Here is a 24,504-nt window from a genome sequence, read left to right on the forward strand (position 1 = left end):
TAGGTCTTTCGCCCGGCCTGACCCGAACGAGAGGCCCTCCTATGCTCCGGCCCTGCGGAAGACGCGTGTGCCCACCGTCACGGCCAGAAGGGCGAACGCGAGCGCCACCAGGACCCCGTACAGCATGTGCGCCGTGGCGTACGAGCCGACGTAGGCGTCCCGCACCGCGTCCACCAGGTAGCGGAACGGCGTGAAGTGCGACAGGACGTCCAGCCAGGCCGGGCCGAGCGTCATCGGCAGCATCAGCCCGGAGAGCAGCATGGCCGGCATGGTGAGCGAGTTGATCACCGGCCCGAACTCCTGCGGCGTCCGCACCTTCATGGCCAGGGCGTACGACAGCGAGGCCAGCGAGACGGTCAGCAGGCCCACGAAGCCGAAGCCGATGAGCACCCCGGGCAGCGGGGCGCGCAGCCCCATGGCCAGTGCGGCGAGCACCAGCAGCACGGCCTGGAACATGAAGAGCAGCGCGTCCCGCAGGACCCGTCCCAGCAGGAGCGCCAGACGGCTGACGGGGGTCACACGCATGCGCTCGACCACCCCGGTCGACTGCTCGATGATGATCGCGAAACCGGTGAACGAGGCACCGAAGAGCGCCAGTTGAAGGAGCAGTCCGGGCACCAGGACCTGCCAGGAGTCACCGGTGGAGCCGAGCGGGAGACCCGTGAGGAGCGGGCCGAAGAAGAGCAGGTAGAGCAGCGGCATCAGGATCCCGAAGAAGATCTGGAACCGGGAGCGCAGGGTCTGCCGGACGTACCGGCCGAAGATCAGCGAGGTGTCGTGGATCAGCATGGGGGTCCTATACGGCGACGGGGGCGGGATCGGCGGCGGCCGGGGTGCGCCCGGTGATCGCGAGGAAGGTGTCGTGGAGCGACGCGTCGGGCGAGCCGGCGTGCTCGGTCTTCAGAGCCGAGGGCGCGCCCTCGGCGACGACCAGGCCGCCGTCGATGACGACCAGCCGGTCCGCGAGGGCGTCGGCCTCGTCGAGGTAGTGGGTGGTGAGCACGACCGTCGTGCCGAAGTCGTCGCGCAGCCCCCGGACCAGGTCCCACAGGTCCTCCCGGCTGCCCGGGTCGAGCCCGGTGGTCGGCTCGTCGAGGAAGAGCACCTCCGGCCGGTGGGTGAGGCCCATCGCGATGTCGAGGCGGCGCCGCTGGCCGCCGGAGAGCGCGGCCGTCCTGCGGTCGAGCAGCTCGCCGAGGCCGAGGTGCGCGGCGAGCTCGTCCGCCCGCGCGATCGCGTCCGCCTTGCCCAGCCGGTACAGCCGCCCCTGGGTGACCAGCTCCTCCCGCACGGCGATGTGCGGGTCCACCCCGCCGGACTGGGCGACGTAACCGCACTTCTCGCGGACGCCCGCCGGGTCCCCGGTCAGGTCGCGGCCCGCGACGGTGGCCGCGCCGCCGGTGGGGGCCAGCAGCGTGGTGAGCATCCGCAGGGTGGTGGTCTTGCCCGCGCCGTTGGGGCCCAGCAGGCCGACGATCTCCCCGGGCATGACGGCCAGGTCGACCGAGCGCACGGCGTGGACCGGCCCCGCCTTGGTGGTGAAGGTCCGGGCGAGCCCGGACGTGCTGATGATTGGCATGGTGACCACAAAAACAGAGCGACTGAAAAATTGCAATGCCTCCAAAGTTTCAGCGGCACCACGGCATCCGTACGATGGGTCCATGGCTGAGGGACTGCGGGAGCGGAAGAAGCGCCGGACGAGACAGCACCTCTCGGACGTGGCCACCGGGCTCTTCGTCGAGCGGGGCTTCGACGCGGTCACGATCGCCGAGATCGCCGAGGCCGCCGACGTCTCGGTGAACACGGTGTACAACTACTTCCCGGCCAAGGAGGACCTCTTCCTGGACCGCAGCCGGGGCATCGTCGACCGGCTCTCGCGCTACGTCCGGGGCCGTGACGCGGGGGAGTCCGCCGCCGAGGCCGTCCTGCGCGAACTGCGGATCCAGGTGGAGGGCGTCTCGCCGACGGTCGGTCTCATCGACGGCTACGCGCACTTCATGCGGGTCATCGAGGGCGCCGACACCCTCAAGGCCCGCCTCTGGCACATCGGGCAGGAGGCCCAGCTCCATCTGATGGGCACCCTGCGCGAGGAGGCGGGGGCGGAGCCGGGCGACCAGGCGCCGGTCCTGGTGGCCGGTCAGCTCTCCTGGGTGCACAGCACGCTCATGGCGTACATCGGCGGAGAGATGGTCGCCGGCCGGGGCACGAACGAGGTCTCGCGTGACGCGCTCGTCCTGCTCGACGACATGGAGGACCTCCTCGGCGAGAAGGTCCTCAACTACGCGCGGCGCGCCGCCGGGTGACACCGGCCGGTGTGATGTCCGTCATGTGAGACGTGACGCGCATCTCTTCGGGGCCTCACGGCCCCTCACGGGTACTAATCTCCGCCGGAGAGCAAGCAACGAACGAGAAGCATTGGGGTGCGAAACGTGGCCAGGAAGCTCGCCGTCATCGGCGCCGGACTCATGGGGTCCGGTATCGCGCAGGTCTCCGCCCAGGCGGGCTGGGACGTCGTGCTGCGTGACGTCACCGACGAGGCCCTGGCCCGCGGGCGCGGTGGCATCGAGGCCAGTTACGGCAAGTTCGTCGCCAAGGGCAAGCTGGAGGCGTCCGACGCCGAGGCCGCACTCGCCCGCATCACCACGACCACCGACCTGGACGCGGTGGCCGACGCCGACGTCGTCGTCGAGGCCGTCTTCGAGAAGCTCGAGGTCAAGCACGAGATCTTCCGTACGCTCGACAAGGTCGTACGGGAGGACGCCGTCCTCGCCTCCAACACCTCCGCCATCCCGATCACCAAGATCGCGGCCGTGACGGAGCGCCCGGAGCGGGTCGTCGGTGTGCACTTCTTCTCGCCGGTGCCGATGATGCAGCTCTGCGAGCTGGTACGCGGCTACAAGACCAGCGACGAAACACTCGCCACCGCGCGGGAGTTCGCCGAGTCCGTGGGCAAGACCTGCATCGTCGTCAACCGTGACGTGGCGGGCTTCGTCACCACCCGGCTGATCTCGGCGCTGGTCGTCGAGGCGGCCAAGCTGTACGAGTCGGGCGTCGCCTCGGCCGAGGACATCGACACCGCGTGCAAGCTGGGCTTCGGCCACGCCATGGGCCCGCTCGCCACGGCCGACATGACCGGCGTGGACATCCTGCTGCACGCCACGGGCAACATCTACACCGAGTCCCAGGACGAGAAGTTCGCCGCTCCCGAGCTGATGCGCCGGATGGTCGACGCAGGTGACATCGGGCGCAAGAGCGGGCAGGGCTTCTACGCCTACTGATCACGACCGGGTCCCCGGCTGCCTGATGTGCCGTCAGTCAGAGCCGGGGATCCCGGGATCCGTTGCCGTCCGGCGCGCGGATCCGGCGGGTACCGGCGGACCTTGTTCACCCCTCGGGGTGAATTCGGTATCGGTTCGCTTACAGACGGCAACTTCCCTGTCGCTGCGGCAGTCAGTTGTGGCAGAGGAAGAAAGAGAAAAAGACAGACCGACCTAGCTGCGGAGTACTTCCGGGGAGCGCATATGCACATCAGGGGCGACCACGCCGAGCTGGTCGTCGGGGGCCGCCTCGACGTCCGAAGCGCGGCGGACGCCCGTACGGTTCTGCACTCGGCCGTCGACGACGGAGCCGGCGATCTCGTGCTGAACCTGACCGAGCTCGACTCCTGGGACGCCACCGGACTCGGCGTCATCATGGGCGCGCACCGCAGAGCCGGGCGTGCCGGCCGGCGGCTGGTGCTGCGCGGCGTACCGCCGCAGATGCAGCGCCTGCTGGTGGCGACGAGGCTGCACAGGATCCTGGCCATCGAAGGCGGGATCGCCGCCGACTCCCTGCCACGCGTCTGAGGCGTGTGCGGGAGTCCCGCGGTCCGGGCGGAGCGCCCTTCGGCGGCGATACACGCACAATCCTCACGAGAACGTGATGTCGCGGGCCGCGCGGCCCCCCGCCGGTTCGTAGATACTGTGCGAAGGTTTAGGGTTCGGCCGTCAGCCGATCGAAGAGACCCACCGGCGGACACCGGACCGGGAGCGACAGCGACAGCGGGGCGTGCGAGGCCGGAGGGGGCTACCGCGCACTGCGCGTCTGGGGGACTTTGACGATGGACCCGATCAACCGGGGACCGGAAGAGTACGGCCACGGCACCGACCGGTCCGGCGACGACGCCGGGCGGCGGCGGCAGTCCCGCGACCCGCTGACGCCCGACCTCGGGCACCAGGTATCCCAGCAGCCGCGCACGGTGCAGCTGATATCGGGTGACTTCCTGCTCACCGTCAATCCGGTCGACGGCAGCGAGATCGAGCCCTGCCGGCCGGGTGAGCTCCCCGACGCGCCCGTACGGCACACCGCCGCCCAGCGTGTGGAGCGCGAGCGCGCCGCCGCGCCGCCCGTACCCCCGGGGCCGCCCGCGCCGCAGATGCCCCTCCTGGAACGCCAGGAGGAGCGCGAACGGCTGGTCCGGCTGCTCGCCCGGGGCCGTTCCGTGTGCCTCACCGGGCCCGCCGGTTCGGGACGTACGGCGCTCCTGGACGCCGTCGCGGCCGACTGCGCGGACCTGGCACCGGACGGCGTCGTACGGCTCTCCGGCTACAAGCGGACCGCCGCCGAGCTGCTCCACGGGCTCTTCGAGGCCGTCCACCGCGCCCCGCTGCACCGGCCCGACCGTGAGGGGCTCCTCGCGCTCGTCCGCGGCATCGGGGCCGTCGTGGTCGTCGACGACCTGGAGCTCGGCGGCGCCGCGCTCCAGGAGCTGCTCGACGCCACCCCGGAGTGCGCGTTCCTCTTCGCCGTGACCCCCGACGTCTCCGCCCCCGCGGCCGACGCGAACCTCGAGGAGGTCTTCCTCACCGGTCTCGGCCGCGGCGCCTCGATCGAGCTGATGGAACACGTCGTCGAGCGCGCGCTCACCGACGAGGAGGCGAACTGGGCGGGAGACCTCTGGTTCGAGTCCGAAGGACTGCCGCTGCGTTTCGTCCAGGCCGGCGCCCTGCTGCGCCAGCGCGACGACCTGCGCGCCGGCCAGGACGCCTTCGACGGCTACGAGGACGACCCTGCCGACGCCCCCTTCGGCCGGGTCGAGCCCGCCGGCCTCCCGCTGCCCAGCCTCGGCGAGGGCGCCGCGCCCGCCGCCCTGCTCGCCTCCCGGCTCAGCGAGGCCGCCCGCGAAACCCTGCGCTTCGCCGTCGCGCTGGGCGGTGAGGTGCCCCACCAGGCGCACCTGCCTGCCCTCGTGGGCGACACCCACGCCGACGCGGCCCTGGGTGAACTGGCCCTCAGCGGACTGCTCTCCCCGGCCGGTTCCCGCTACCGGCTGGCCGCCGGCGTCCTCGCCCAGCTGGAGGCGAGCGGATACGACGAGACCGCGGACGCGCACGCCCGCAGCGCCGCCCAGCACTACACCTGGTGGGCGGGGCACCCCTCCGTCACCCCGGAGCGCGCGGTCGCCGAGGCGGACGCGCTCCTGGCGTCCATGACCCGCCTGGTGCCCGGCGAGGCACCGGGACAGGCCAGCGTGGCCGTCCTGCTCGCCCGCAGCGCCGCTCCGGCCTTCGCGGCGGGGATGCAGTGGGGCGCCTGGGAGAAGGCCCTCAGGGCGGGCCAGGAGGCCGCACGGATCGCCGGCGAGGTGGCGGAGGAGGCCTACTTCCACCATGAGTTGGGCGTCCTCGCGCTCTGCGCCGGCCAGCTGGACCGGGCCAGGGCCGAGCTGGAGACGTCCATCGGCATGCGCGGGGCGCTCGCCGACAAGCCCGGCGCGGTGGCCGGACGCCGGGCGCTCGCCCTCGTCGCGGACCGCTCGGGCGAACCGATCCACAGCGCCCCGGCCGGCGATGAGGTGCCGCTCCCGCGCCACGACGAGCCGGTCCCGGCCTCCGGCGGCATCCCGGAGCCCAAGCCCCTCTTCCCCCGGCTGACCGACACCTCCGCGACCCTGATCGCCCGTCAGGACCCGCCGCTCCCCGGCCCGCCCGGCGGACGCATCGGCGTGCTCAGGGGTGCCCGGCGCAATCTCGTCGCGGTGGGCGCGGGCGCGCTGCTGGCGGCCGTCCTCGGCACCGTGGTCACCCTCGGCGCCACCTCGGGGAGCGAGGAGCCCGACGGGCAGAACGTCACGACCGAACAGTCGGCGAACGAGGACGACAGCGACAACGGCCTCCCCGCGGACGAGCCCGCCGACGACACGGCCACCGACGAGGACACGGACGGCGACGGCTCCGCGTCCCCCGGACCGTCCGGCACCGCCTCCCCGTCCGCGAGCGACAGCCCCTCCCCGGGCACCTCCGGCCCCGGCACCAGCCCGGAGACCAGCGCCTCGTCGAGCGGCAGCCCCAGCGACCGGCCGACCCAGGACAGCCCCTCACCGACGAAGAAGCCCACGAAGACGCCGACCACCCCGCCCGACACCGAGACCCCGAGCGAGACGCCGACCGACCCCGAGTCCCCGGACCCGACCCCGTCGGAGTCGGAGACGACCACGGAACCCTCCATGTCCGACTCCGCGAGCGGCCCGGCCGAGACCGTCACCGCGTCGGCGACCGAGGAGGGATCCGCCTCCCCGACGACCGCCTGAGAGCGCGGGAACGCCGTACGGGCCCGGAATCCGGGCCCGTACGGCGTTCCCGCGCCCCGGGGTCAGAACAGCCGCAGCTTGTCGTCCTCGATGCCGCGCATCGCGTCGTAGTCCAGGACCAGGCACCCGATCCCGCGGTCCGTCGCCAGCACCCGCGCCTGCGGCTTGATCTCCTGCGCCGCGAACACACCCCGCACCGGCGCCAGATGCGGATCCCGGTTGAGCAGCTCCAGATAACGGGTCAGCTGCTCCACACCGTCGATGTCGCCCCGCCGCTTCAGCTCCACGGCCACCGTCGCACCGTCCGCGTCCCGGCACAGGATGTCCACCGGGCCGATCGCGGTCGGGTACTCGCGGCGGATCAGGGTGTAGCCCTCGCCGATCGTCTCGATGCGGTCGGCGAGCAGCTCCTGGAGGTGCGCCTCCACACCGTCCTTGATCAGCCCCGGGTCGACACCCAGCTCATGGGACGAGTCGTGGAGGATCTCCTCCATCGTGATGATCAGTTTCTCGCCCGCTTTGTTGACCACGGTCCAGACGCCCTCGTTGTCGTCGGCGCCCTCCTTCAGGGTGCACGGCGGGGACATCCAGTTGAGAGGTTTGTACGCCCGGTCGTCGGCGTGGATCGAGACGCTGCCGTCCGCCTTCACCAGGATCAGACGGGGGGCGGAGGGCAGGTGGGCAGTGAGCCGGCCCGCGTAGTCGACGGAGCAACGGGCGATGACGAGACGCATGGTCGGCAACGCTACTCGACGACCCCTGGTCCACGCGATTCCCGTACGCCTCCGGTGCAACTCCCGACCGGGGCCGATCTGGCTTGCCCCTCTTTGCGACCGTTCGTTATTGGCCGGTTGTGTTCCCAATCTCCTGGTGCGGCCCGGACTGCGCCCTTACCGTGGAAGCAGGAGGTCGCCGTCTGTGTACGCAGCGTCGCCACCCTGCCCTGCCCGTAAGGCCCCGGCCACCTGTCGGGGTCGCGAGAGGAGAACCCATGTCGCTCGACGTCTCACCGGCGCTGTTGGAACAGGCCGAGCGAGGCGAGGTCGACGAAGCCGACTTCGTCGACTGCGTCCGGACCTCCCTGCCCTACGCATGGGAGATGATCAGCTCCCTGGTGGCCCAGCTGAAGGTGGACGGCGGAGAATTCGCCGACAACCAGACGCCCCCGCCGGACGAGCAGGCACGTGGTCAGCTGCTGCGTGCGCTCGCGAGTGATGCGATACGCGGCGCGCTGCAGCGGCACTTCGGAGTGCGCCTGGCATTCCAGAACTGCCACCGCGTCGCGGTGTTCCCGCTGGACGCCTCGGTCGACGACCGACTGGCCAAGTTCACCTCGGTGAGGGGCCAGTTGCTCAACCAGTCGCCCGAACTACGGGACTGCTGAACGCTCCTGCTGCCGCTTCGGGCCGCGGGAGGTGCAACTGGCTCCGGGGCGGCAGCTCCCGCACCACCGCACCACCAGGACTACCAGCGTGAACAGGTCACTTCAGCAACGGCAGCACTTCCGTGCCCAGCCGCTCCACATTGGTCTCCGTCGCGGCGAGATCGCCCGACCCCTCGACCATGAGGGCGAAGCGGGTGATGCCCGTGCGCTCCGCCGTGGCCGCCAGCCGGTCGGCGGCGAACCGGGGCGGACCCACCGGATGCAGCCCGCAGAGGAACTCCGTGTACGCCACGGGGTCACGCATCACCCGGTGGCGGTTGTCGACCGTCACATGCGCGCCGAGCCCCTGCCGCAGCCAGCCCGGCATCGACTTCACGAGCGTCTCCACGGCGTCCCCGGGGCCGTCGGCGATCTGAGCCACCCCTGCGGACACATGTGCTACTCGCTCCGCGACCTCCGCCGGCTGACCGGCCTCCCGGGCCGCCGATCGCCACAGAGCGACCATGTCGGCCTTCTCCTCGTCGCCGCAATGCATCCCGAGGAGCATCGGCAAACCCTTTTCAGCGGCGAGTTTCACGCTTTTCGGCGACGTGCAGGCGACGATCACCTCGGGGCCCGGCGGACCGTCCCCGAGGAGCTCGTCGGCACGCGGCACCACGGCCACCTCACGGAAGCCGTAACGCTCCCCGCTCCCCGCCACCCGGGGCTTGCCCAGCCAGTCGAGCAGCAGCTCCAGCGCCTCGGGGAAGCCCTGCTCGTACGCCCCGAGACCGCCTCCGAACACCTCCAGATCGACCCAGGGGCCGCCACGCCCCACCCCGAGGGAGAAGCGTCCGCCGCTGGTCAGGTGCAGCAGGGCGGCCTGTTCGCCGAGCATCACGGGGTGCTGGTTCGGCAGGACGCTCACCGCCGTGCCGACGCGGATCCTGCGGGTGCGGCCGAGCAGCAGCGCGGCCAGGGTCGTGGCGGACGGGCACACCCCGTACGGCACGAAGTGGTGCTCCGCCAGCCAGACGGAATCGAGCCCGGACTCCTCCGCGACCTCCGCGGAGCGGACGGCCCGGTGCAGGGCCTCACCCTGTCCCTGGCCCGGAAACTGAGCCGCCAGTACGAACGTTCCTACGCGCATCGCCTTCTGCCTCCTTACGGCCGACGCGGCTGTCCCCCCACTGGCAACAACGTCTGACACGTGCCAAAGGCACGGTCCACGGCGAAGTTGTTGCGATTTTCCGGTTACCCACCCGCCCCGCACATGCTCACCAGCCACTCCCGACACAGGCCGGGCGCCGGTGGCTCTACGCTGGACGGGACCGATCCGCTCGTGCCCGCCCCGTGAGGTGTCCCGTGTCCCCGCGCCGCAACCGCCCCCGAGGCGGCGAGAGTCCTACCGGCAACGCCCAAGGCGCGGGGGAGCGGTACGGCGGGGGCGGCGCCACGGAGAGCTGGCAGGGCGAGGAGTGGTCGGTGCGCCCGGTGAGCGGCGCGAGCGCGGCGGGCAAGCGCTACCGCTGCCCCGGCTGCGACCAGGAGATCCCCTCCGGCGTCCCGCACCTCGTCGCCTGGCCCGAGTTCGGCGGGATCGACGACCGCAGGCACTGGCACAAGGCCTGCTGGAACGCGAAGGACCGCCGCACCACACGGGTGCAGCGGTCCAGGAACGCCCCGCGCTACTGAGCGGGGCTCGCCCGGCTCAGACGTCGCGCCGGTCCAGCGACACCAGGGCGCCGGCCATGGCCACCGCGGTCACGCCGAGGATGATGAACAGCGGCTCCCAGCCGGTCGGCCCCGACGCGGTCACCGACACGTCGTACATCGCCCCGAGCTGGTTGGGGATCGAGTACTCGAACAGCGCCTGCTGCACACGGGCCAGGGTCGGCGAGAACATGAACATCGCCAGCACCAGCGGGAGCAGCACCAGCGCGATCATGATGGTGATGGCACCGGCCGAGTGCCGGATGATCGCCCCGAGCGCGAGCGAGAGCAGCCCGAGCGTCGCGACGTAGAGCCCGATCCCCACCGTGGAGCGCACCCAGAAGCCGGTGTCGGGTGTCGCGCCGTCCAGCATGGCCGTCTGCAGGACGCCGACGATCCCGGTGGTCACCGTGGTGATCGTGAAGGCGAGCAGGAAGAAGACGATCGACTTCGCGAGGAGGATCCGGGACCGGCTCGGGCACGCGGTCAGCGTCGTACGGATCATCCCGGTGCCGTACTCGGACGCGATGGTCAGCACGCCGAGGGTGATCACGCAGATCGAGCCGAGCAGGACGCCGAAGAACCCGAGGCTGAGCACCGGGGTCTCGTCCATCGGGGAGTCCGACAGGCTCACGGCGAACGCGGTGAGCAGCCCGACGCCGATCAGCAGCACGATCATCACGCCGAGCGTCCACATCGTGGAGCGCACGGAGCGGATCTTCGTCCACTCGGAGGCGATCGCGTCACCGAGACCGGGGGTGCGCACGGGGATCGGCGAGGCGTACGGGCCGGGTGCGCCGTTCCAGCCCTGCTGCGGCGGCTGCGGGGCCGGGTGCGTCTGCGGGGGCGGCGGCATCGTCATCGGGGGTCCTCGCTGCTCTTGCGTCCGGCCGGGTCCGCCGCGGGTGCGGGGGCGGGCGCGGGGGCGGGCGCGGCGTCGGGCGCGGGTGCGCCGGCGTACGGGTTCTGTCCCGGGGGCGGCGGTGCGTACCAGCTCTGCTGCGGGACCTCCGGCGGGGCCGGGTGCGCGCCCACGGGCTGCCCGTACCCCTCGGGGCCGAACGGCATGTGGCCGGGCTGCCCGTAACCGGGCGGGGGCGGCTGGAGGCCCTCCTTGGCGTCGGCCGTCGAGCGGTAGTCCACGGCGGACTGCGTCATCCGCATGTACGCCTCCTCCAGCGACGCCTGGTGCGGCGAGAGCTCCCACAGCCGTACGTCGGAGGCGTGCGCCAGGTCGCTGATGCGGGGGAGCGGCAGACCGGTGACGCGCAGGGCGCCGTCCGGCTCCGTCATGACCCCGCCGCCCGCCTCCGTCAGCGAGGCCGTCAGCTTCTCCCGCTCCTCCGGCGGACCGGCCGCGACCCGCACCCGGGCGAAGTCCGCGGAGTTGGCGGAGATGAACTCCTTGATGCTCATGTCGGAGAGCAGCTGCCCGCGCCCGATCACGATCAGATGGTCGGCGGTGACCGCCATCTCGCTCATCAGATGGCTGGAGACGAAGACCGTACGGCCCTCCGAGGCCAGCTGCTTCATCAGGTTGCGGACCCAGAGGATGCCCTCCGGGTCCAGGCCGTTCACCGGCTCGTCGAAGAGCAGCACCTGCGGGTCGCCGAGCAGCGCCGCCGCGATCCCGAGCCGCTGGCCCATCCCCAGGGAATACCCCTTGGACCGCTTCTTCGCGACGTCCCGCAGCCCGACGACGCCGAGGACCTCCTCGACCCGGGCCGCCGGGATCCCCGCCAGCTGGGCCAGGCACAGCAGGTGGTTACGGGCGCTGCGCCCGCCGTGCACGGCCTTGGCGTCGAGCAGCGCCCCGACCTGGCGGGGGGCGTTGGGAAGGCTGCGGAAGGCGTGGCCGCCGATCGTCACGTGTCCGGACGTCGGGCGGTCCAGGCCCAGCATCATGCGCATGGTGGTGGACTTGCCCGACCCGTTGGGACCGAGGAAACCCGTGACGGCGCCCGGGCGCACCTGGAAGGAAAGGTTGTGCACGGCCGTCTTCGCGCCGTAGCGCTTGGTCAGGCCGACTGCCTCGATCATTCTCCAGCCCCATCGACGTATCTGTCGTCGGGGCCCAGGCCTGTGGCCGCACGCCCCCGTCAAGAGTTAGGAGGATAACCAGCCGCGGGCGGTTCCGGCCAAGCCGTCGGGCGGAGCGCCCGCGTCCAGTGGTGCGGTCAGGCGTCCCGCTTCTTCAGTACGAGGTAGCCGCCGACCAGCGCCGCGACCACCCACAGCGCCATGATCCCCAGCCCGGCCCAGGGCCCGTACGGCGCCGGATTGCTGTTCATGGCGTCCGGGACCACCTGCATGATCTTGGATCCGGCCTGGTCGGGGAAGTAGCGGGCCACGCTCTTGGCGCCCGGGACCGCCGACAGGATCTGCGAGACCAGGAAGAAGAACGGCATCAGGATGCCGAGCGACAGCATCGAGCTGCGCAGCATCGTGGCGACGCCCATGGAGAAGACCGCGATCAGGCCCATGTAGATGCCGCCGCCGAAGACCGCGCGCAGTACGTTCTCCGCGCCGAGGTCCGTGCCGCGGTCACCGAGCAGCGCCTGGCCGAGGAAGAAGGTCACGAAGCTGGTGGCGAGGCCGACCAGCAGTGCCAGGACACCGGCCACCGCGATCTTGCTGAAGAGGAACGAGCCGCGCTGCGGCACCGCCGAGAGCGACGTCCGGATCATGCCGGAGCTGTACTCGGTGCCCACCACCAGGACCCCGAAGACGACCATCGCCAGCTGCCCCAGGACCATTCCCGAGAAGCTCACATAGGTCGGGTCGAAGGTGGCCTGCTCGGCGGGTGAGAGGTCGTCGAACTGGCTGTTCAGCAGGGCGCTCAGGGCGGCGCCCATGGCGACGGTGACGACGAACGCGCAGATCAGCGTCCAGGTGGTGGAGGAGACCGTACGGATCTTGGTCCACTCGGAATTCAGGACCGCGGGTACCGATGCCATCGCCGTCACACCCCCTTCGTAGGATCGCCGGCCGCACGGTCGCCGGCCTGCTGCTGGTTCCACTGCTCGCCCCAGTGCGGGCCCACCGGGGGCGGCGCCGCACCGTCGCGTTCGGAGTGGGCGTGGTACTCCACGGACCCCGCGGTCATCTGCATGAAGGCCTCCTCCAGGGAGGCCCGCTGGGCGCTCAGCTCGTGCAGCACGATCCCGTGGCGGCCGGCGAGCTCACCGAGCCGCTCAGGGGCCTCGCCGTCGATCTCCAGCGTGCCGTTGCCCGACTCGACCGCGACGACGCCCTCGGCGTGCAGCAGATCGCGCAGGCGTTCCTGCTCCGGGGAGCGCATCCGCACGTAACTGCGGGAGTTCTCGTGGATGAAGTCGGCCATCGACGTGTCCGCGAGGAGCTTGCCCTGCCCGATGACGATCAAGTGGTCGGCGGTCAGGGCCATTTCGCTCATCAGGTGCGAGGAGACGAAGATCGTCCGGCCTTCCGAGGCGAGCGTCTTCATCAGATTCCGGATCCAGTGGATGCCCTCGGGGTCCAGACCGTTGACCGGCTCGTCGAACATGAGGATCTCGGGGTCGCCCAGCAGCGCCGCCGCGATCCCGAGGCGCTGGCCCATGCCGAGGGAGAAGCCCTTGGACTTCTTCTTCGCCACCGCGGTCAGACCCACCGTGTCCAGCACCTGGGAGACCCGGCTGGTCGGGATGCGGTTGCTCTGGGCGAGACAGAGGAGGTTGTTGTACGCGCTGCGCCCGCCGTGCATCGACTTGGCGTCCAGCAGCGCCCCGATGTGCTTGAGCGGCTCCTGGAGGTCCCGGTAGTGACGGCCGTCGATCCGCACCGTCCCGCTGGTCGGGTTGTCGAGGTCGAGCATCATGCGCATGGTCGTGGACTTGCCCGCCCCGTTCGGGCCGAGGAACCCCGTCACCATGCCCGGTCTGACCCGGCATGACAGATGGTCGACGGCAACCTTGTTGCCGAAGCGTTTGGTGAGGCCGTCGAGCTCGATCATGGGCTCACGCTAGAACGGCCGCGCGCCCGGCGCCACCACAAAGGCGGAACCGGGCGCGTAAAGGGGTACAGCTGATGTACGTGCCGTCGCTCAGCGGGTCTGCTGGGCGGGGACCCCACGGGTGGCGGACTCGTCCTCCGCCGGGGAGCCGGCGGCGGCGACCGCGGCACCCGTCAGCGTCGCCAGCATCTCGCGGACGTTGGTCAGCTGGGCGTTGATCGAGTCGCGGCGGTTGGTCAGCGCCGCCAGCTCGCGCTCCGACTCGCTGCGGATCCGGTCGGCCTTGGCGTTCGCGTCGGCCACGATGTCCTCGGCCTGACGCTGTGCCGTCTCCACCGTCTGACGGGCCCGGCGCTCGGCGTCCGTACGGAGCTTCTCGGCCTCCAGGCGGAGCTGCTCGGCGCGGTGCTCGATCTCGGCCAGGCGCTTCTCGGCCTTCGCCTGACGGGACGCGAGGTCGCGCTCCGACTGCTCGCGGCGCTTGGCGAGGTTCGTCTCGAAGTCCGCGGCGGCCTGGGCGGCCTTGGCGCGGGTCTCCTCGAAGAGGGCGTCCGCCTCCTCGCGCTTCTGCTGGGCGTCCTTCTGGGCGTCGCTGCGCAGCGTGCCCGCTTCGCCCTTGGCCTTCTCGACGATACGGACGCCCTCGTCCTCGGCCTTCGCCTTGCGCTCGGCGGCGAACGTCTCCGCGTCGTTGCGCACCTGCTGGGCGGCCGACTCGGCCAGCTCGCGGTGCTGCTCGGCGGCGCGGCGGGCCTCCTCGCGCAGGTCCTTCGCCTCCTCCTCGGCGAGGCGGAGGATCTTCTCCACCCGGGCACCGAGTCCGGCGTACGACGGCTCGGCGTCGTTGACCTGGGCCTGGGCGTTCTGCGTCTCGAGGTGGAGTTCCTCGATGCGCTTCTCGAGAGAGGTGATGCGGGCGAGGGCGCTGTCACGGTCGGCGACGAGTTTGGTAATGCGGTCGTCCACCTGACCGCGGTCGTATCCACGTCGCACGAGCTCGAAGCCGAAGGGGGAGGAAGGGTCGCTCATGGGGTTCCTGTCGAATGAGACCGGTGAGGTGTTAGAGGGAATCCTAGGGGCCGGAGCGGCGTGTCAACGTGAAGATGCCGCTTTGGTATGGAGAATGACACCCCTTTTGAGTGGCTGACCCCCGGAGCGCTTGCGACCCGAAGGTTTGAATGTTCATGGCGAAGTAGGTGTGCGGCTACCCGTCCGACGCCTTGCCCCCCGACCGGTTGCCCGCCGCCGCGCCGGCCTTGACGCCGCCGGCGCCGCCGCCCGAGGCCTTGCCCGTACCGCCCGGAGTCTCGAAAGACTCCAACGCCTCCAGGACGTCCTGGACACGGGAGATCTCCGTATTGATGTCCTCGCGCCTGCGGACCAGCAGGTCCAGCTCCCGGCGGCCCTCGTCGACGATCTGCTTCGCCTCGGCCTCGGCGTCGGCGCGCAGCTTCTCGGCCACCCGGGTCAGCTCGGCCTTCTTGGTCTCGGCCTCCTTGAGGAGCGACTCGGCGCGCTTCACGGCGGCGATTCGGACCTTGCTCGCCTCCGAATTGGCCTCCGACAGCAGCTCCTTGGCCTTCGCCTCGGCCTCGGCCCGCTGTTCCGTCGCGGCCTTCATCAGCTTGTCGACGCGCTCGCCCGCGGTCTTCATCTGCTCCGAGGTCTCGCGCCGGGCGCGCTCGTGCAGTTCCTCGATCTCGCTCTCGATCCGGGTCCTGAGCTCCTCCGCCCGCTCCCGCGTCGCGGTGGCGTCCCGGCGGGCACCGACCAGCAGTTCGTCCGCGTCCGTACGGGCCCGCTCCACCAGGGAGTTGCCCTCGACGGTCGCCTCCGAGGTGATCCGGACGGCCTCGTTGCGCGCGGCACCGACCATGCTGTCGGCCTGCTGCTCGGCCTCGGTGGCGGCGCGCAGCGCCTCCTCCTGGGCCTTCGCCACGAGCTGGTCGGCCTGTTCGGCGGCGTCGGCACGGCGCTTCGCCGCGGCCTCCCGCGCCTCGTCCAGCAGCCGGTCCGCCTCCTGGCGGGCCTCGGCGCGCAGCTGCTCCGCGGCGGACTCGGCGTCGGCGCGCAGCCGCTCCGCCTCCTCGCGGGTGCGGGCCGCGTGCTCCTGGGCCGACCCGACGGTCTGTGCCGCCTCCGCGCGCAGCCGCTCGGCCTCGTCGGTCGCCTCGCCGACGAAGCGCTCCGACTGCTCGGTGGCCTCGGCGCGGATCCGCTCGCTCTCGCCCGTCGCCTCCGCCATGAGCCGGTCGGCCTGCGCCGCCGCCTCGGAGCGGATGCGGTTGGCGTCCTCCCTGGCCTCGCCCCGGGCGCGCGCGGCGTCCTGCTCCGCCGCCGCGAGGGCGTCGGACGCCTCCGTACGGACGCGCTGGCTGTACTCCGAGGTGTCCGAGCGCAGCTTCTCCGACTCGGTGATGGCCTCCGAGACGGTCCGCTCGGCCAGCGTCTTCGCGGCCTCGGCCTCGTCGTGGGCGACCTGGCGGACGCGGTTGGCGTCCTCGGTGGCCCGCTCGCGCTCGGCGTAGGCGTCGGACCTGACCCGGTCCGCCTCCTCCTGTGCCTCGGTCTTCGTCCGCTCCGCCGAGTGCTCGGCCGCGGAGCGGAGACCGGCGATCTCCTCCTCGGCCTGCTCCTGGAGCCCCGCGACGGAGTCCCGCACCTGCTGGGCGGTCTGCTCGGCGGCGGACACCAGCTCGGCGGCCCGGCTCTCCGCCTCCTCGACCAGCCGCTGCGCCTCGGCCTGGGCCTCCTCGACCCGCTTGCGGGCGGAGGCGAGGAGCTCCTCGCTCTGCTCGCGGGCGCGCTCGCGCTCCTGCTCGGCCTCGGCACGCGCCGATCCGAGGGCCTCCTCGGCGGCGCGGCGGCGGCGGTTGGCCTCCTCCTGGGCGGCGGCCAGGGCCTCGGCGGCCTCCGTCCCCACCCGCTCGGCGGCGGCGGCCGCCTCGGAGCGGACCCGGTCGGCGCTCTCCTGCGCCTCGGTCTTCAGCCGCTCGGCCTCGGCCGCGGCCTCGGTGCGCAGCCGTACGGCCACGGACTCGCCCTCGGCGCGGGACTGCGCCGCGTCGGCGGCCGCCTCGGTGCGCAGGCTCTCGGCCTCCGTCGTGGCCTGCTCCTGGAGCGCGCGGACCCGCTCGGCGGCCTCCGCGCGCAGCCGCTCGGACTCCTCGCTCGTCTCGCGGCGGATCCGCTCCGCCTCCGTACGTGCCTCTCCGAGTGCCTCCTCGGCGGCGGTGACCCGGGACTCGGCCTCGGTGTGCAGCCGGGTCAGCTCGTCGGCCGCCTCCGCCTTGCGGGCCTCGACCCCGCGCTCGGTCTCCTCGCGCAGCGCCTCGGCCGCCTCCTCCGCCGCGGTGGTCAGGGCGGTGGCCTGCTCCTCGGCCTCGGCGCGGACCTTCTCGGCCTCGGCGCGGCTGCGCTCCAGCGCCTCCTCGGCCTGCTTGCGCAGGGTGGCGGCGCGCTCGGCCGCCTCGGTCCTGACGCGCTCGCTCTCGGTGCCGGCGGAGGTCCGCAGCTCCTCGGCGTCGGCCTTGGCCTTGGTGAGCAGCTCCTCGGCGGTGCGGGCACCCTCCTCCAGCTGCTGGACGGCCTCGCGGCGGGCCTCGCCGCGGATCCGCTCGCCCTCGGCCACGGCCTCGGAGCGCAGCTGCTCGGCCTCGCCACGGAGCCGGCGGGCCTCCTCCTGGAGCTCGACCGTCTTGGCCCGGTACTCCTTGGTGTCGTCCTTGGCCGCGCCCTTGAGCTGGTCGGCCTGCTCGGCGGCCTCGCCGCGCAGCCGGTCCGCCTCGGCCTCGGCCTCCCGGCGGATCCGGTCGGCCTCCTCACCGGCGGCCCTGGTGGTCGACTTGGCGTCGTCGGAGGCCTTGGTCAGGACCTCCTCGGCGCTCCGGGCCGCCTTCGCGAGCTGGGCCGCCGCGTCCTCGGCGGCCAGGGTGCGGGCCTTCTCGGCCGCCTCGGCGACGACCCGCTCGGCCTCGGCCCGGGCGTCGACGAGGGCCTGCTCGGCCTCCTCCTTGAGCGCCTCGGCCTGCTTCGTGGCCTCGCCGACCAGACGGGCGATCTCGGACTTGGCCGTACGGGTGCGCTGCTCGTTCTGCGACTCGGCGCCGGCCAGCCGCTTGACCGCGGCCTCCTTCGCCTCGGCGAGGACCTTCTCGGCCTCCAGCCGGGCCTCGCGCAGCCGGGTCTCGGCCTCCTGCATGCGCTGCTCGGCGGCGCGGTTCAGCTCGGCGGTCTGCTGCCGGGTCTGCTCGCTCTCGGAGGTGGCCGTCGAGCGCAGCTGCTCCGCGTGACTGGTCGCCTCCTGGGCCTGCGTGGAGGCGGCGTCGAGCAGCCGCTCGGCGTCCCTGCGGGCCCGCAGCAGCGTGGCCTCGGCGTCGGCACGCGCCGACTCCGCCTCGGAGTTGACGCGGCGGCGGGTCTCGTCGGCCAGCCGGGCGGCCTCGGCGCGGGCGGCGGCCAGGGACTGCTCGGCCTCGGTGCGGGACTCGTCCAGCAGCCGGCGGGCCTGGGACTCGGTCCTGGCCCGCAGTTGCTCGGCCCAGGCGACGTTCTCGTTGACGTGGGACTCGACGGTCTGCCGGCGCTCGGCCAGCTCCTGGTCGAGCCGCTGCCGCCGCTGCACCGCCTCGGCGTGCAATTCGGCCTGGAGCCGGGCCTGGTGCTCCGCGTGCTCCTGGAGGATCCGCTGCGTCTGCGCCCTGGCCTCGCGCAGCTCGCGCTCGGCGTCGTTACGCAGCTGGTCGGCCTGGATCTGGGCATTACGGAGCATCTGTTCGGCCTGGTAGCCGATGTCCGCGCTGTCGTGTGCGGGACGGGTCGCGAGATTGCGCCGTGCCTCGTGCAGCTTGGCGCGCAAGACCTCGACCTGGTAACCGAGGTCCTCGGCGTGCTGGACGGCCTTCTCCCGGTCGGTCTTCAGCCGGTCCATCTCGGCTTCGAACCGCGAGAGATGGTCGTCGTCCGCTCGGTGGCTCTGCTGGCTTTCGTAGCCCCGCACTGCGCGGTCCCATCCTTCCCCGAGCTCTCAACTGCGTTCGAGCAGGGGACACCCCAACCCGAGCCCTCAACTGCGTTCGAGCAGGGGCAACCCTGGTCGCAAACTCCGTACGAGTACCGCTCGCCGGCGAGCGGTCCCCCCGGGGAATGGTGACAGATCAACGGCGAGGACGCGGCGCGGCCCCGACCCGGCCCCGGCCCGGAACCGCCCACTCTACCGGGCCGGGTATCGGTCGGGTCAGTGCTCGGTCGCCGAGGTGACCAGTTCGGTCAGTACGCCGTGGCAGTCCTTGGGGTGGAGGAAGGTGATCCGGGACCCCATCGAACCGGTCCTGGGCTCGTCGTACAGCACCCGCACGCCCTTCCCGCGGATGTCCGCGGCGTCCGTGTCGACGTCCGCGGTCCCGAACGCGATGTGGTGCACGCCCTCGCCGTTCTTCGCCAGCCACTTGCCGACGGCCGAGTCCTCACGGGTCGGCTCCAGCAGCTGGAGGTACGAAGCCCCGCCGTCCGAGGTGTCGTTGATCTTCAGCATGGCCTCCCGGACGCCCTGCTCCTCGTTGATCTCGGAGTGGTACACCTCGAAGCCGTAGGTCGCGCGGTAGAACTCGACTGTCGTGTCGAGGTCGAAACAGGCGATTCCGATGTGGTCGATTCGCGTCAGCATGGAACCAGTGCAGCGTCCCGGGGTTGGTTACGCAACGTGCGCGCGATCACACCGACAGCCGGATGACGGGCGCCGTACCGCTCAGTACATTCAGGTAAACCCTCGTTCACAACCGATCCCAAGGGGCTGCGCCTCATGTCAGGAACGACCGGAACCACCTCAGTGATCGTCGCGGGCGCGCGGACGCCCATGGGCCGTCTCCTCGGCTCGCTGAAGAGCTTCTCCGGCGCCGACCTCGGAGGCTTCGCCATCAAGGCGGCGCTGGACCGGGCCGGCATCGGCGGCGACCAGGTCGAGTATGTGATCATGGGCCAGGTGCTCCAGGCCGGGGCAGGGCAGATCCCGGCACGCCAGGCGGCCGTCAAGGCCGGCATCCCGCTGAACGTCCCCGCGCTCACCGTCAACAAGGTGTGCCTCTCGGGGCTCGACGCGATCGCGCTGGCCGACCAGCTGATCCGCGCCGGCGAGTTCGACGTCGTGGTGGCCGGCGGCCAGGAGTCCATGACCAACGCCCCGCACCTGCTTCCGAAGTCCCGCGAGGGATACAAGTACGGCGCGGTCGAGATGCTCGACTCGATGGCGTACGACGGTCTGACCGACGCCTACGAGAACATCCCGATGGGCGAGTCCACCGAGAAGCACAACACCCGCCTCGGCCTGTCCCGTGCCGACCAGGACGCGATCGGGGCCCTGTCCCACCAGCGCGCCGCCGCCGCCCAGAAGAACGGCATCTTCGAGGCCGAGATCACCCCGGTCGAGATCCCGCAGCGCAAGGGCGACCCGGTCCTCTTCTCCAAGGACGAGGGCATCCGCGCCGAGACGACCGCGGAGTCCCTGGGCAAGCTGCGCCCCGCCTTCACCAAGGACGGCACGATCACGGCGGGCACCTCCTCGCAGATCTCCGACGGCGCCGCGGCCGTCGTCGTCATGAGCAAGGCCAAGGCCGAGGAGCTGGGCCTGGACTGGATCGCCGAGATCGGCGCCCACGGCAATGTGGCGGGCCCGGACAACTCGCTCCAGTCGCAGCCGTCCAACGCCATCCGGCACGCCCTGAAGAAGGAGGGCATCGGCGTCGACGACCTCGACCTCATCGAGATCAACGAGGCCTTCGCGGCCGTCGCGGTCCAGTCGATGAAGGACCTCGGCGTCTCGTCCGACAAGGTGAACGTGAACGGCGGCGCGATCGCGCTCGGTCACCCCATCGGGATGTCCGGCGCCCGTGTGGTGCTGCACCTGGCGCTGGAGCTGAAGCGGCGCGGCGGCGGCACCGGGGCGGCGGCGCTGTGCGGCGGCGGCGGTCAGGGCGACGCGTTGATCATCCGCGTACCGGGCAAGTAGTCCGTACGAGCGAGCGAGGAGGCCGAGCGTGAAGGTGGACGTCCCCACCCTGGTCGAGCAGGCACGTGAGGGCAGGCCGCGTGCGGTGGCCCGGCTCATCTCCCTGGTGGAGGGTGCCTCGCCGCAGCTGCGCGAGGTGATGGCCGCGCTGGCACCGCTGGCGGGCCACGCCTACGTCGTCGGTCTGACCGGATCGCCGGGTGTCGGCAAGTCCACCTCGACCTCGGCGCTGGTCTCCGCCTACCGGAAGGCCGGCAAGCGGGTCGGGGTCCTGGCCGTGGACCCGTCGTCGCCGTTCTCCGGGGGCGCGCTCCTCGGTGACCGGGTCCGGATGTCGGAGCACGCCTCCGACCCGGGCGTCTACATCCGTTCGATGGCCACCCGGGGCCATCTGGGCGGCCTCGCCTGGTCGGCGCCCCAGGCGATCCGGGTGCTGGACGCGGCGGGCTGCGACGTGATCCTCGTGGAGACGGTGGGGGTCGGACAGTCGGAGGTGGAGATCGCCTCCCAGGCCGACACCTCCGTCGTCCTCCTCGCCCCGGGCATGGGCGACGGCATCCAGGCGGCGAAGGCCGGGATCCTGGAGATCGGCGATGTGTACGTCGTCAACAAGGCGGACCGGGACGGCGCCGACGCCACCGCCCGCGAGCTCAACCACATGCTGGGCCTGGGGGAGTCCCGGGGGCCCGGCGACTGGCGCCCGCCGATCGTGAAGACGGTCGCCGCCCGGGGTGAGGGCCTCGACGAGGTGGTCGAGGCCCTGGAGAAGCACCGGGCGTGGATGGAGGAGCACGGCGTCCTGGCGGAGCGGCGCGCGGCGCGTGCGGCCCGCGAGGTCGAGACGATCGCCGTCACCGCGCTCCGCGAGCGGATCGCCGACCTGCACGGCGACCGCCGGCTGGACGCGCTGGCGGAACGCATCGTGACCGGGGACCTCGATCCGTACGCGGCAGCCGACGAGCTGGTCGCGGGACTCACGGGCACCCCGGCCGACAGCTGACGGCCCCCGGGGCGGCGGACGGGTCAGTCGTCGTCACCGTCGTGGTCGTCGTCGCTGTCGTCGTGGTCCGCGGCCACGGTGACCTTGCCGCTCTTCGCGTCGACACGCAGTTCGTGCTGCTTGCCGTCCTTGCCCGTGAGGTCGACGTCCCAGCGCGGTGCGCCGCTCCTGCCGTCGTCATCGTCGTCGTCCAGGTCCACCGACGTCACCGTGCCGGGCTGCGCGCCGAGCGCCGCCTTCAGCGCGGCGTCCAGGGACACGGCGGCCGAGCGGGGTGCGTGCCGGTCACGGTCCCCGTTGTCGTCGTCCTCGCGGTCCGACAGCACCTTGCCGCTGCCGGCGTCCACGGTCACGTCGTGCCAGACCTTGTCGGTGCCGTAGACGTCGAGCTCCCAGACCGTACGGCCGCCGTCGTCATCGTCGTCGTCCAGCTCGGCCTCGGTGACCGTGCCGGGTACGGCCTTCAGCGCGGCTGCCACGGCCTCGTCGACGGTGGTGCGCCCTGTCATCCCCGTTCCGGTCTGCCCGGCGGCCGTGCCGGCCGATGCCGTCCTGTGGTCCGTCCCCGCGCCGTCGGAGTCCGCGAACGCGGCGGTCGTGGCGAGGCCGCCGCCGACGAGTACGGCCGCGGTGAGGGCGGCGATGGCGGTGTTGCGCTTCATGGTGGGTTCCTCCCCGATGGGTTGGGCTTGCTGAGCGACGGGAACCACACTGCTCCGGCGATGCTGAACGCAGCCTGAAGCCACCTGAAGGCGTCTTCAGGTCCGGTTTGGGAGGCTGTCCCCATGCGCCTGTTGATCGTGGAGGACGAGAAGCGCCTCGCGACGTCCCTCGCGAGGGGACTCACCGCCGAGGGCTTCGCCGTCGACGTCGTGCACGACGGCCTGGAGGGCCTGCACCTGGCCGGCCAGGGCCTCCACGACCTCGTGATCCTCGACATCATGCTGCCCGGGATGAACGGCTACCGGATCTGCGCCGCCCTGCGCGCCGCGGGGCACGAGACGCCGATCCTCATGCTGACCGCGAAGGACGGGGAGTACGACGAGGCGGAGGGCCTCGACACCGGCGCCGACGACTATCTGACCAAGCCGTTCTCGTACGTCGTGCTCGTCGCCCGGGTCCGGGCGCTGCTGCGCCGCCGCGCCGGTTCCGCCTCGCCGGTGCTGACCGCCGGCACCCTGCGGATGGACACCGCCGCCCGCCGCGTGCACCGGGGCGACGAGGAAGTCGCGCTCACCGCCAAGGAGTTCGCCGTCCTGGAACAGCTGGTGCTGCGGGCCGGCGAGGTGGTCAGCAAGGCGGACATCCTGGAGCACGTCTGGGACTTCGCCTACGACGGCGACCCCAACATCGTCGAGGTCTACATCAGCACCCTGCGCCGCAAGCTCGGCGCCTCCGCGATCCGCACCGTACGCGGCGCGGGCTACCGGCTGGAGGCGCTGTGAGGTCCGTACGGGCGAGGGCCGCCCTCGGCGCCACGCTGGTCGTCGCCGTCGCGCTGGCCGCCGCGGGGCTGGCCGTCCTGCTGGTGCTGCGCGGCAACCTCACGGACCGGGCGGGGCTGGAGGCCGAGGTCACCGCCCGCGAGGTGGCCGGTGAGCTGGCGCTCGGCGCGACGTACGCGGAGCTGGACCTGGACGACGACGACCACCCCGTCCAGGTCACCGACGAGGAGGGGCGCGTGGTGGCCGTCTCCAAGGACCTGGAGGCGATCTCGGGGACCGGCACGGCAGGGGTCGTACCGGTGTCCCCGGCGCCCGCCCCCGGCCCCGGTGACGACAACGACGACAGCGATGACGACGACGGGAGCGACCCGCCCCGCAGCGAGGTGTCCACCGACGCGCCGGACTTCACGAACGGCACCGCCACCGTCGACGGGGAGACGGCGGACTACCGCTTCGCCGCCGTGGAGGTGACCACCGAGCAGGACGCGACCCTGACCGTCCACGCGGGCGCCCCGCTCGCGGCCGAGCAGGAGGCCGTGGACACCGTACGCACCTCCATGCTGACCGGGCTGCCCCTCATGCTGCTCGTCGTCGCCGGGGTGACCTGGCTGGTGACCCGGCGTGCCCTGCGCCCGGTCGAGGGCATCAGACGGGAGCTGGCCGCCATCACGGCGTCCGAGGACCTCGGGCGCCGGGTGCCCGAACCGGACTCACGGGACGAGATCGCGCGGCTGGCCCGCACCACCAACGAGACCCTGACGGTGCTGGAGGCATCGGTGGACCGGCAGCGGCGCTTCGTCGCCGACGCCTCGCACGAGCTGCGCAGCCCGATCGGCTCGCTCCGCACCCAGCTGGAGGTGGGGGCGGCCCACCCCGAGCTGCTCGACCTGCCCGGCGCGGTCACCGACACCGTACGGCTCCAGGTGCTGGCCGCCGATCTGCTGCTGCTCGCCCGGCTGGACGCGGGGGAGCGGCCGGGGCGTACGGCGCTCGACCTGGGTGCGCTGGTACGCGAGGAGGTCTCCCAGCGCACCGCGGACCGGATCGCGCCCCAGGTGTCCGTGCAGGACGGGCCGCTCGAAGTCTCCGGATCACGCGGCCAGTTGGCCCGGGTCGTCGGCAATCTGCTCGACAACGCCGAACGCCACGCGGAGCGTTCGGTGGCCGTCTCGGTGCGGGCGGAGCGGGGCGAGGTGCTCGTGGAGGTCATGGACGACGGGCCGGGTGTGCCGGAGGCCGAACAGGACCGGATCTTCGAGCGCTTCGTACGGCTGGACGACGCCCGCAGTCGCGACGAAGGCGGGGCCGGCCTGGGCCTGGCCATCGCCCGTGATGTGGCCGCCCGGCACGGGGGCACGCTCACCGTGGGTGAAGCGCCCTCCGGCGGCGCGCGGTTCACGCTGCGGCTGCCCGGGCCGGAGCGGCCCTGAGGGCGTCCG

At 72.1% G+C, this 24,504-nt stretch carries 22 protein-coding genes; 10 read left to right on the top strand and 12 right to left on the bottom strand.

Annotated features, from left to right (window positions below; genetic code table 11):
- Positions 1-39: 39 nt before the first annotated feature.
- Both ACZ607_RS15870 and ACZ607_RS15875 read right to left on the bottom strand, forming a co-directional pair.
- Positions 40-789, bottom strand: coding sequence for an ABC transporter permease (locus ACZ607_RS15870; protein WP_469735272.1), 750 nt, complete (start codon positions 787-789; stop codon positions 40-42).
- Between the two features lie 7 nt (positions 790-796).
- Positions 797-1,579 (bottom strand): ABC transporter ATP-binding protein, encoded by a 783-nt coding sequence (locus ACZ607_RS15875; RefSeq protein WP_469735273.1) that lies wholly within the window; start codon positions 1,577-1,579, stop codon positions 797-799.
- 82 nt (positions 1,580-1,661) lie between these two features.
- Between ACZ607_RS15875 and ACZ607_RS15880 the strand changes: the two genes are divergently transcribed.
- From ACZ607_RS15880 to ACZ607_RS15895, 4 genes are all read left to right on the top strand, one after another.
- On the top strand, positions 1,662-2,303 hold the full coding sequence (locus tag ACZ607_RS15880) for a TetR/AcrR family transcriptional regulator (protein WP_469735274.1): 642 nt from the start codon (positions 1,662-1,664) through the stop codon (positions 2,301-2,303).
- Positions 2,304-2,429: 126 nt separating this feature from the next.
- A complete protein-coding gene (locus ACZ607_RS15885) occupies positions 2,430-3,278 on the top strand; it encodes a 3-hydroxyacyl-CoA dehydrogenase family protein (RefSeq protein ID WP_469735275.1) in 849 nt (282 codons plus the stop codon).
- A gap of 243 nt (positions 3,279-3,521) precedes the next feature.
- Complete coding sequence (locus tag ACZ607_RS15890; RefSeq protein WP_073745281.1) at positions 3,522-3,845, top strand: STAS domain-containing protein; 324 nt, start codon at positions 3,522-3,524, stop codon at positions 3,843-3,845.
- 254 nt (positions 3,846-4,099) lie between these two features.
- A complete protein-coding gene (locus ACZ607_RS15895; protein ID WP_469735276.1) occupies positions 4,100-6,568 on the top strand; it encodes an ATP-binding protein in 2,469 nt (822 codons plus the stop codon).
- 62 nt (positions 6,569-6,630) lie between these two features.
- On the opposite strand, the gene nucS is transcribed toward ACZ607_RS15895, so the two are convergent.
- Positions 6,631-7,302, bottom strand: coding sequence for an endonuclease NucS (nucS, locus tag ACZ607_RS15900; RefSeq protein WP_099174445.1), 672 nt, complete (start codon positions 7,300-7,302; stop codon positions 6,631-6,633).
- A 257-nt stretch (positions 7,303-7,559) separates the two neighbouring features.
- Here nucS and ACZ607_RS15905 point away from each other — a divergent pair, with 257 nt between their 5' ends.
- Positions 7,560-7,952, top strand: a complete 393-nt coding sequence (locus tag ACZ607_RS15905; RefSeq protein WP_403991596.1) for an SCO5389 family protein — start codon at positions 7,560-7,562, stop codon at positions 7,950-7,952.
- Positions 7,953-8,049: 97 nt separating this feature from the next.
- Here the strand turns inward: ACZ607_RS15905 and ACZ607_RS15910 are convergent, their stop codons facing one another.
- Positions 8,050-9,081, bottom strand: a complete 1,032-nt coding sequence (locus ACZ607_RS15910) for an LLM class flavin-dependent oxidoreductase (protein WP_469735277.1) — start codon at positions 9,079-9,081, stop codon at positions 8,050-8,052.
- 215 nt (positions 9,082-9,296) lie between these two features.
- Here ACZ607_RS15910 and ACZ607_RS15915 point away from each other — a divergent pair, with 215 nt between their 5' ends.
- The gene (locus ACZ607_RS15915) at positions 9,297-9,626 is read left to right on the top strand and encodes an ATP/GTP-binding protein (RefSeq protein ID WP_469735278.1); all 330 of its coding nucleotides are present in this window, start codon (positions 9,297-9,299) and stop codon (positions 9,624-9,626) included.
- 16 nt (positions 9,627-9,642) lie between these two features.
- On the opposite strand, the gene ACZ607_RS15920 is transcribed toward ACZ607_RS15915, so the two are convergent.
- The 7 genes from ACZ607_RS15920 to mce all read right to left on the bottom strand — a co-directional run bounded on the left by ACZ607_RS15920 (position 9,643) and on the right by mce (position 19,282).
- Entirely contained in the window at positions 9,643-10,506 is an 864-nt protein-coding gene (locus ACZ607_RS15920; RefSeq protein ID WP_469735279.1) for an ABC transporter permease, read from the bottom strand.
- Complete coding sequence (locus tag ACZ607_RS15925) at positions 10,503-11,684, bottom strand: ABC transporter ATP-binding protein (RefSeq protein WP_469735280.1); 1,182 nt, start codon at positions 11,682-11,684, stop codon at positions 10,503-10,505. The genes ACZ607_RS15920 and ACZ607_RS15925 overlap by 4 nt, the downstream gene beginning before the upstream one ends.
- A gap of 137 nt (positions 11,685-11,821) precedes the next feature.
- Complete coding sequence (locus ACZ607_RS15930) at positions 11,822-12,601, bottom strand: ABC transporter permease (protein WP_469735281.1); 780 nt, start codon at positions 12,599-12,601, stop codon at positions 11,822-11,824.
- A gap of 5 nt (positions 12,602-12,606) precedes the next feature.
- A complete protein-coding gene (locus ACZ607_RS15935; protein WP_469735282.1) occupies positions 12,607-13,617 on the bottom strand; it encodes an ABC transporter ATP-binding protein in 1,011 nt (336 codons plus the stop codon).
- 90 nt (positions 13,618-13,707) lie between these two features.
- A complete protein-coding gene (locus ACZ607_RS15940; protein ID WP_099174438.1) occupies positions 13,708-14,646 on the bottom strand; it encodes a coiled-coil domain-containing protein in 939 nt (312 codons plus the stop codon).
- A 175-nt stretch (positions 14,647-14,821) separates the two neighbouring features.
- On the bottom strand, positions 14,822-18,616 hold the full coding sequence (gene scy, locus ACZ607_RS15945) for a polarized growth protein Scy (RefSeq protein WP_469735283.1): 3,795 nt from the start codon (positions 18,614-18,616) through the stop codon (positions 14,822-14,824).
- A gap of 237 nt (positions 18,617-18,853) precedes the next feature.
- Positions 18,854-19,282 carry a methylmalonyl-CoA epimerase gene (gene mce / locus ACZ607_RS15950; protein WP_469735284.1) on the bottom strand — a complete coding sequence of 143 codons (429 nt, stop codon included), beginning with the start codon at positions 19,280-19,282 and terminating at the stop codon, positions 18,854-18,856.
- A 135-nt stretch (positions 19,283-19,417) separates the two neighbouring features.
- On the opposite strand from mce, the gene ACZ607_RS15955 reads away from it, so the two are divergent.
- Together ACZ607_RS15955 and meaB are read left to right on the top strand one after the other, a co-directional pair.
- Positions 19,418-20,620: an acetyl-CoA C-acetyltransferase gene (locus ACZ607_RS15955; protein WP_469735285.1), complete on the top strand. Its 1,203-nt coding sequence runs from the start codon at positions 19,418-19,420 to the stop codon at positions 20,618-20,620.
- A 28-nt stretch (positions 20,621-20,648) separates the two neighbouring features.
- The gene (gene meaB, locus ACZ607_RS15960) at positions 20,649-21,620 is read left to right on the top strand and encodes a methylmalonyl Co-A mutase-associated GTPase MeaB (RefSeq protein ID WP_469735286.1); all 972 of its coding nucleotides are present in this window, start codon (positions 20,649-20,651) and stop codon (positions 21,618-21,620) included.
- A 23-nt stretch (positions 21,621-21,643) separates the two neighbouring features.
- Here meaB and ACZ607_RS15965 read toward each other — a convergent pair whose 3' ends face one another.
- Complete coding sequence (locus ACZ607_RS15965; protein WP_469735287.1) at positions 21,644-22,282, bottom strand: PepSY domain-containing protein; 639 nt, start codon at positions 22,280-22,282, stop codon at positions 21,644-21,646.
- A gap of 123 nt (positions 22,283-22,405) precedes the next feature.
- On the opposite strand from ACZ607_RS15965, the gene ACZ607_RS15970 reads away from it, so the two are divergent.
- Positions 22,406-23,065, top strand: a complete 660-nt coding sequence (locus tag ACZ607_RS15970) for a response regulator transcription factor (RefSeq protein WP_469735288.1) — start codon at positions 22,406-22,408, stop codon at positions 23,063-23,065.
- Positions 23,062-24,495, top strand: a complete 1,434-nt coding sequence (locus ACZ607_RS15975; RefSeq protein WP_469735289.1) for a sensor histidine kinase — start codon at positions 23,062-23,064, stop codon at positions 24,493-24,495. The genes ACZ607_RS15970 and ACZ607_RS15975 overlap by 4 nt, the downstream gene beginning before the upstream one ends.
- Positions 24,496-24,504: the final 9 nt, after the last annotated feature.

Source organism: Streptomyces sp. NPDC104381 (assembly GCF_055583745.1).

Bases quoted from the DNA above. Each gene is read 5' to 3' on its own strand.
- ACZ607_RS15920 (WP_469735279.1), bottom strand. From the start codon at position 10,506: ATGACGATGCCGCCGCCCCCGCAGACGCACCCGGCCCCGCAGCCGCCG.
- ACZ607_RS15910 (WP_469735277.1), bottom strand. From the start codon at position 9,081: ATGCGCGTAGGAACGTTCGTACTGGCGGCTCAGTTTCCGGGCCAGGGA.
- ACZ607_RS15890 (WP_073745281.1), top strand. From the start codon at position 3,522: ATGCACATCAGGGGCGACCACGCCGAGCTGGTCGTCGGGGGCCGCCTC.
- ACZ607_RS15930 (WP_469735281.1), bottom strand. From the start codon at position 12,601: ATGGCATCGGTACCCGCGGTCCTGAATTCCGAGTGGACCAAGATCCGT.
- ACZ607_RS15925 (WP_469735280.1), bottom strand. From the start codon at position 11,684: ATGATCGAGGCAGTCGGCCTGACCAAGCGCTACGGCGCGAAGACGGCC.
- ACZ607_RS15875 (WP_469735273.1), bottom strand. From the start codon at position 1,579: ATGCCAATCATCAGCACGTCCGGGCTCGCCCGGACCTTCACCACCAAG.
- nucS (WP_099174445.1), bottom strand. From the start codon at position 7,302: ATGCGTCTCGTCATCGCCCGTTGCTCCGTCGACTACGCGGGCCGGCTC.
- ACZ607_RS15895 (WP_469735276.1), top strand. From the start codon at position 4,100: ATGGACCCGATCAACCGGGGACCGGAAGAGTACGGCCACGGCACCGAC.
- ACZ607_RS15965 (WP_469735287.1), bottom strand. From the start codon at position 22,282: ATGAAGCGCAACACCGCCATCGCCGCCCTCACCGCGGCCGTACTCGTC.
- ACZ607_RS15905 (WP_403991596.1), top strand. From the start codon at position 7,560: ATGTCGCTCGACGTCTCACCGGCGCTGTTGGAACAGGCCGAGCGAGGC.
- ACZ607_RS15880 (WP_469735274.1), top strand. From the start codon at position 1,662: ATGGCTGAGGGACTGCGGGAGCGGAAGAAGCGCCGGACGAGACAGCAC.
- ACZ607_RS15935 (WP_469735282.1), bottom strand. From the start codon at position 13,617: ATGATCGAGCTCGACGGCCTCACCAAACGCTTCGGCAACAAGGTTGCC.
- mce (WP_469735284.1), bottom strand. From the start codon at position 19,282: ATGCTGACGCGAATCGACCACATCGGAATCGCCTGTTTCGACCTCGAC.
- ACZ607_RS15970 (WP_469735288.1), top strand. From the start codon at position 22,406: ATGCGCCTGTTGATCGTGGAGGACGAGAAGCGCCTCGCGACGTCCCTC.
- ACZ607_RS15940 (WP_099174438.1), bottom strand. From the start codon at position 14,646: ATGAGCGACCCTTCCTCCCCCTTCGGCTTCGAGCTCGTGCGACGTGGA.
- ACZ607_RS15955 (WP_469735285.1), top strand. From the start codon at position 19,418: ATGTCAGGAACGACCGGAACCACCTCAGTGATCGTCGCGGGCGCGCGG.
- ACZ607_RS15870 (WP_469735272.1), bottom strand. From the start codon at position 789: ATGCTGATCCACGACACCTCGCTGATCTTCGGCCGGTACGTCCGGCAG.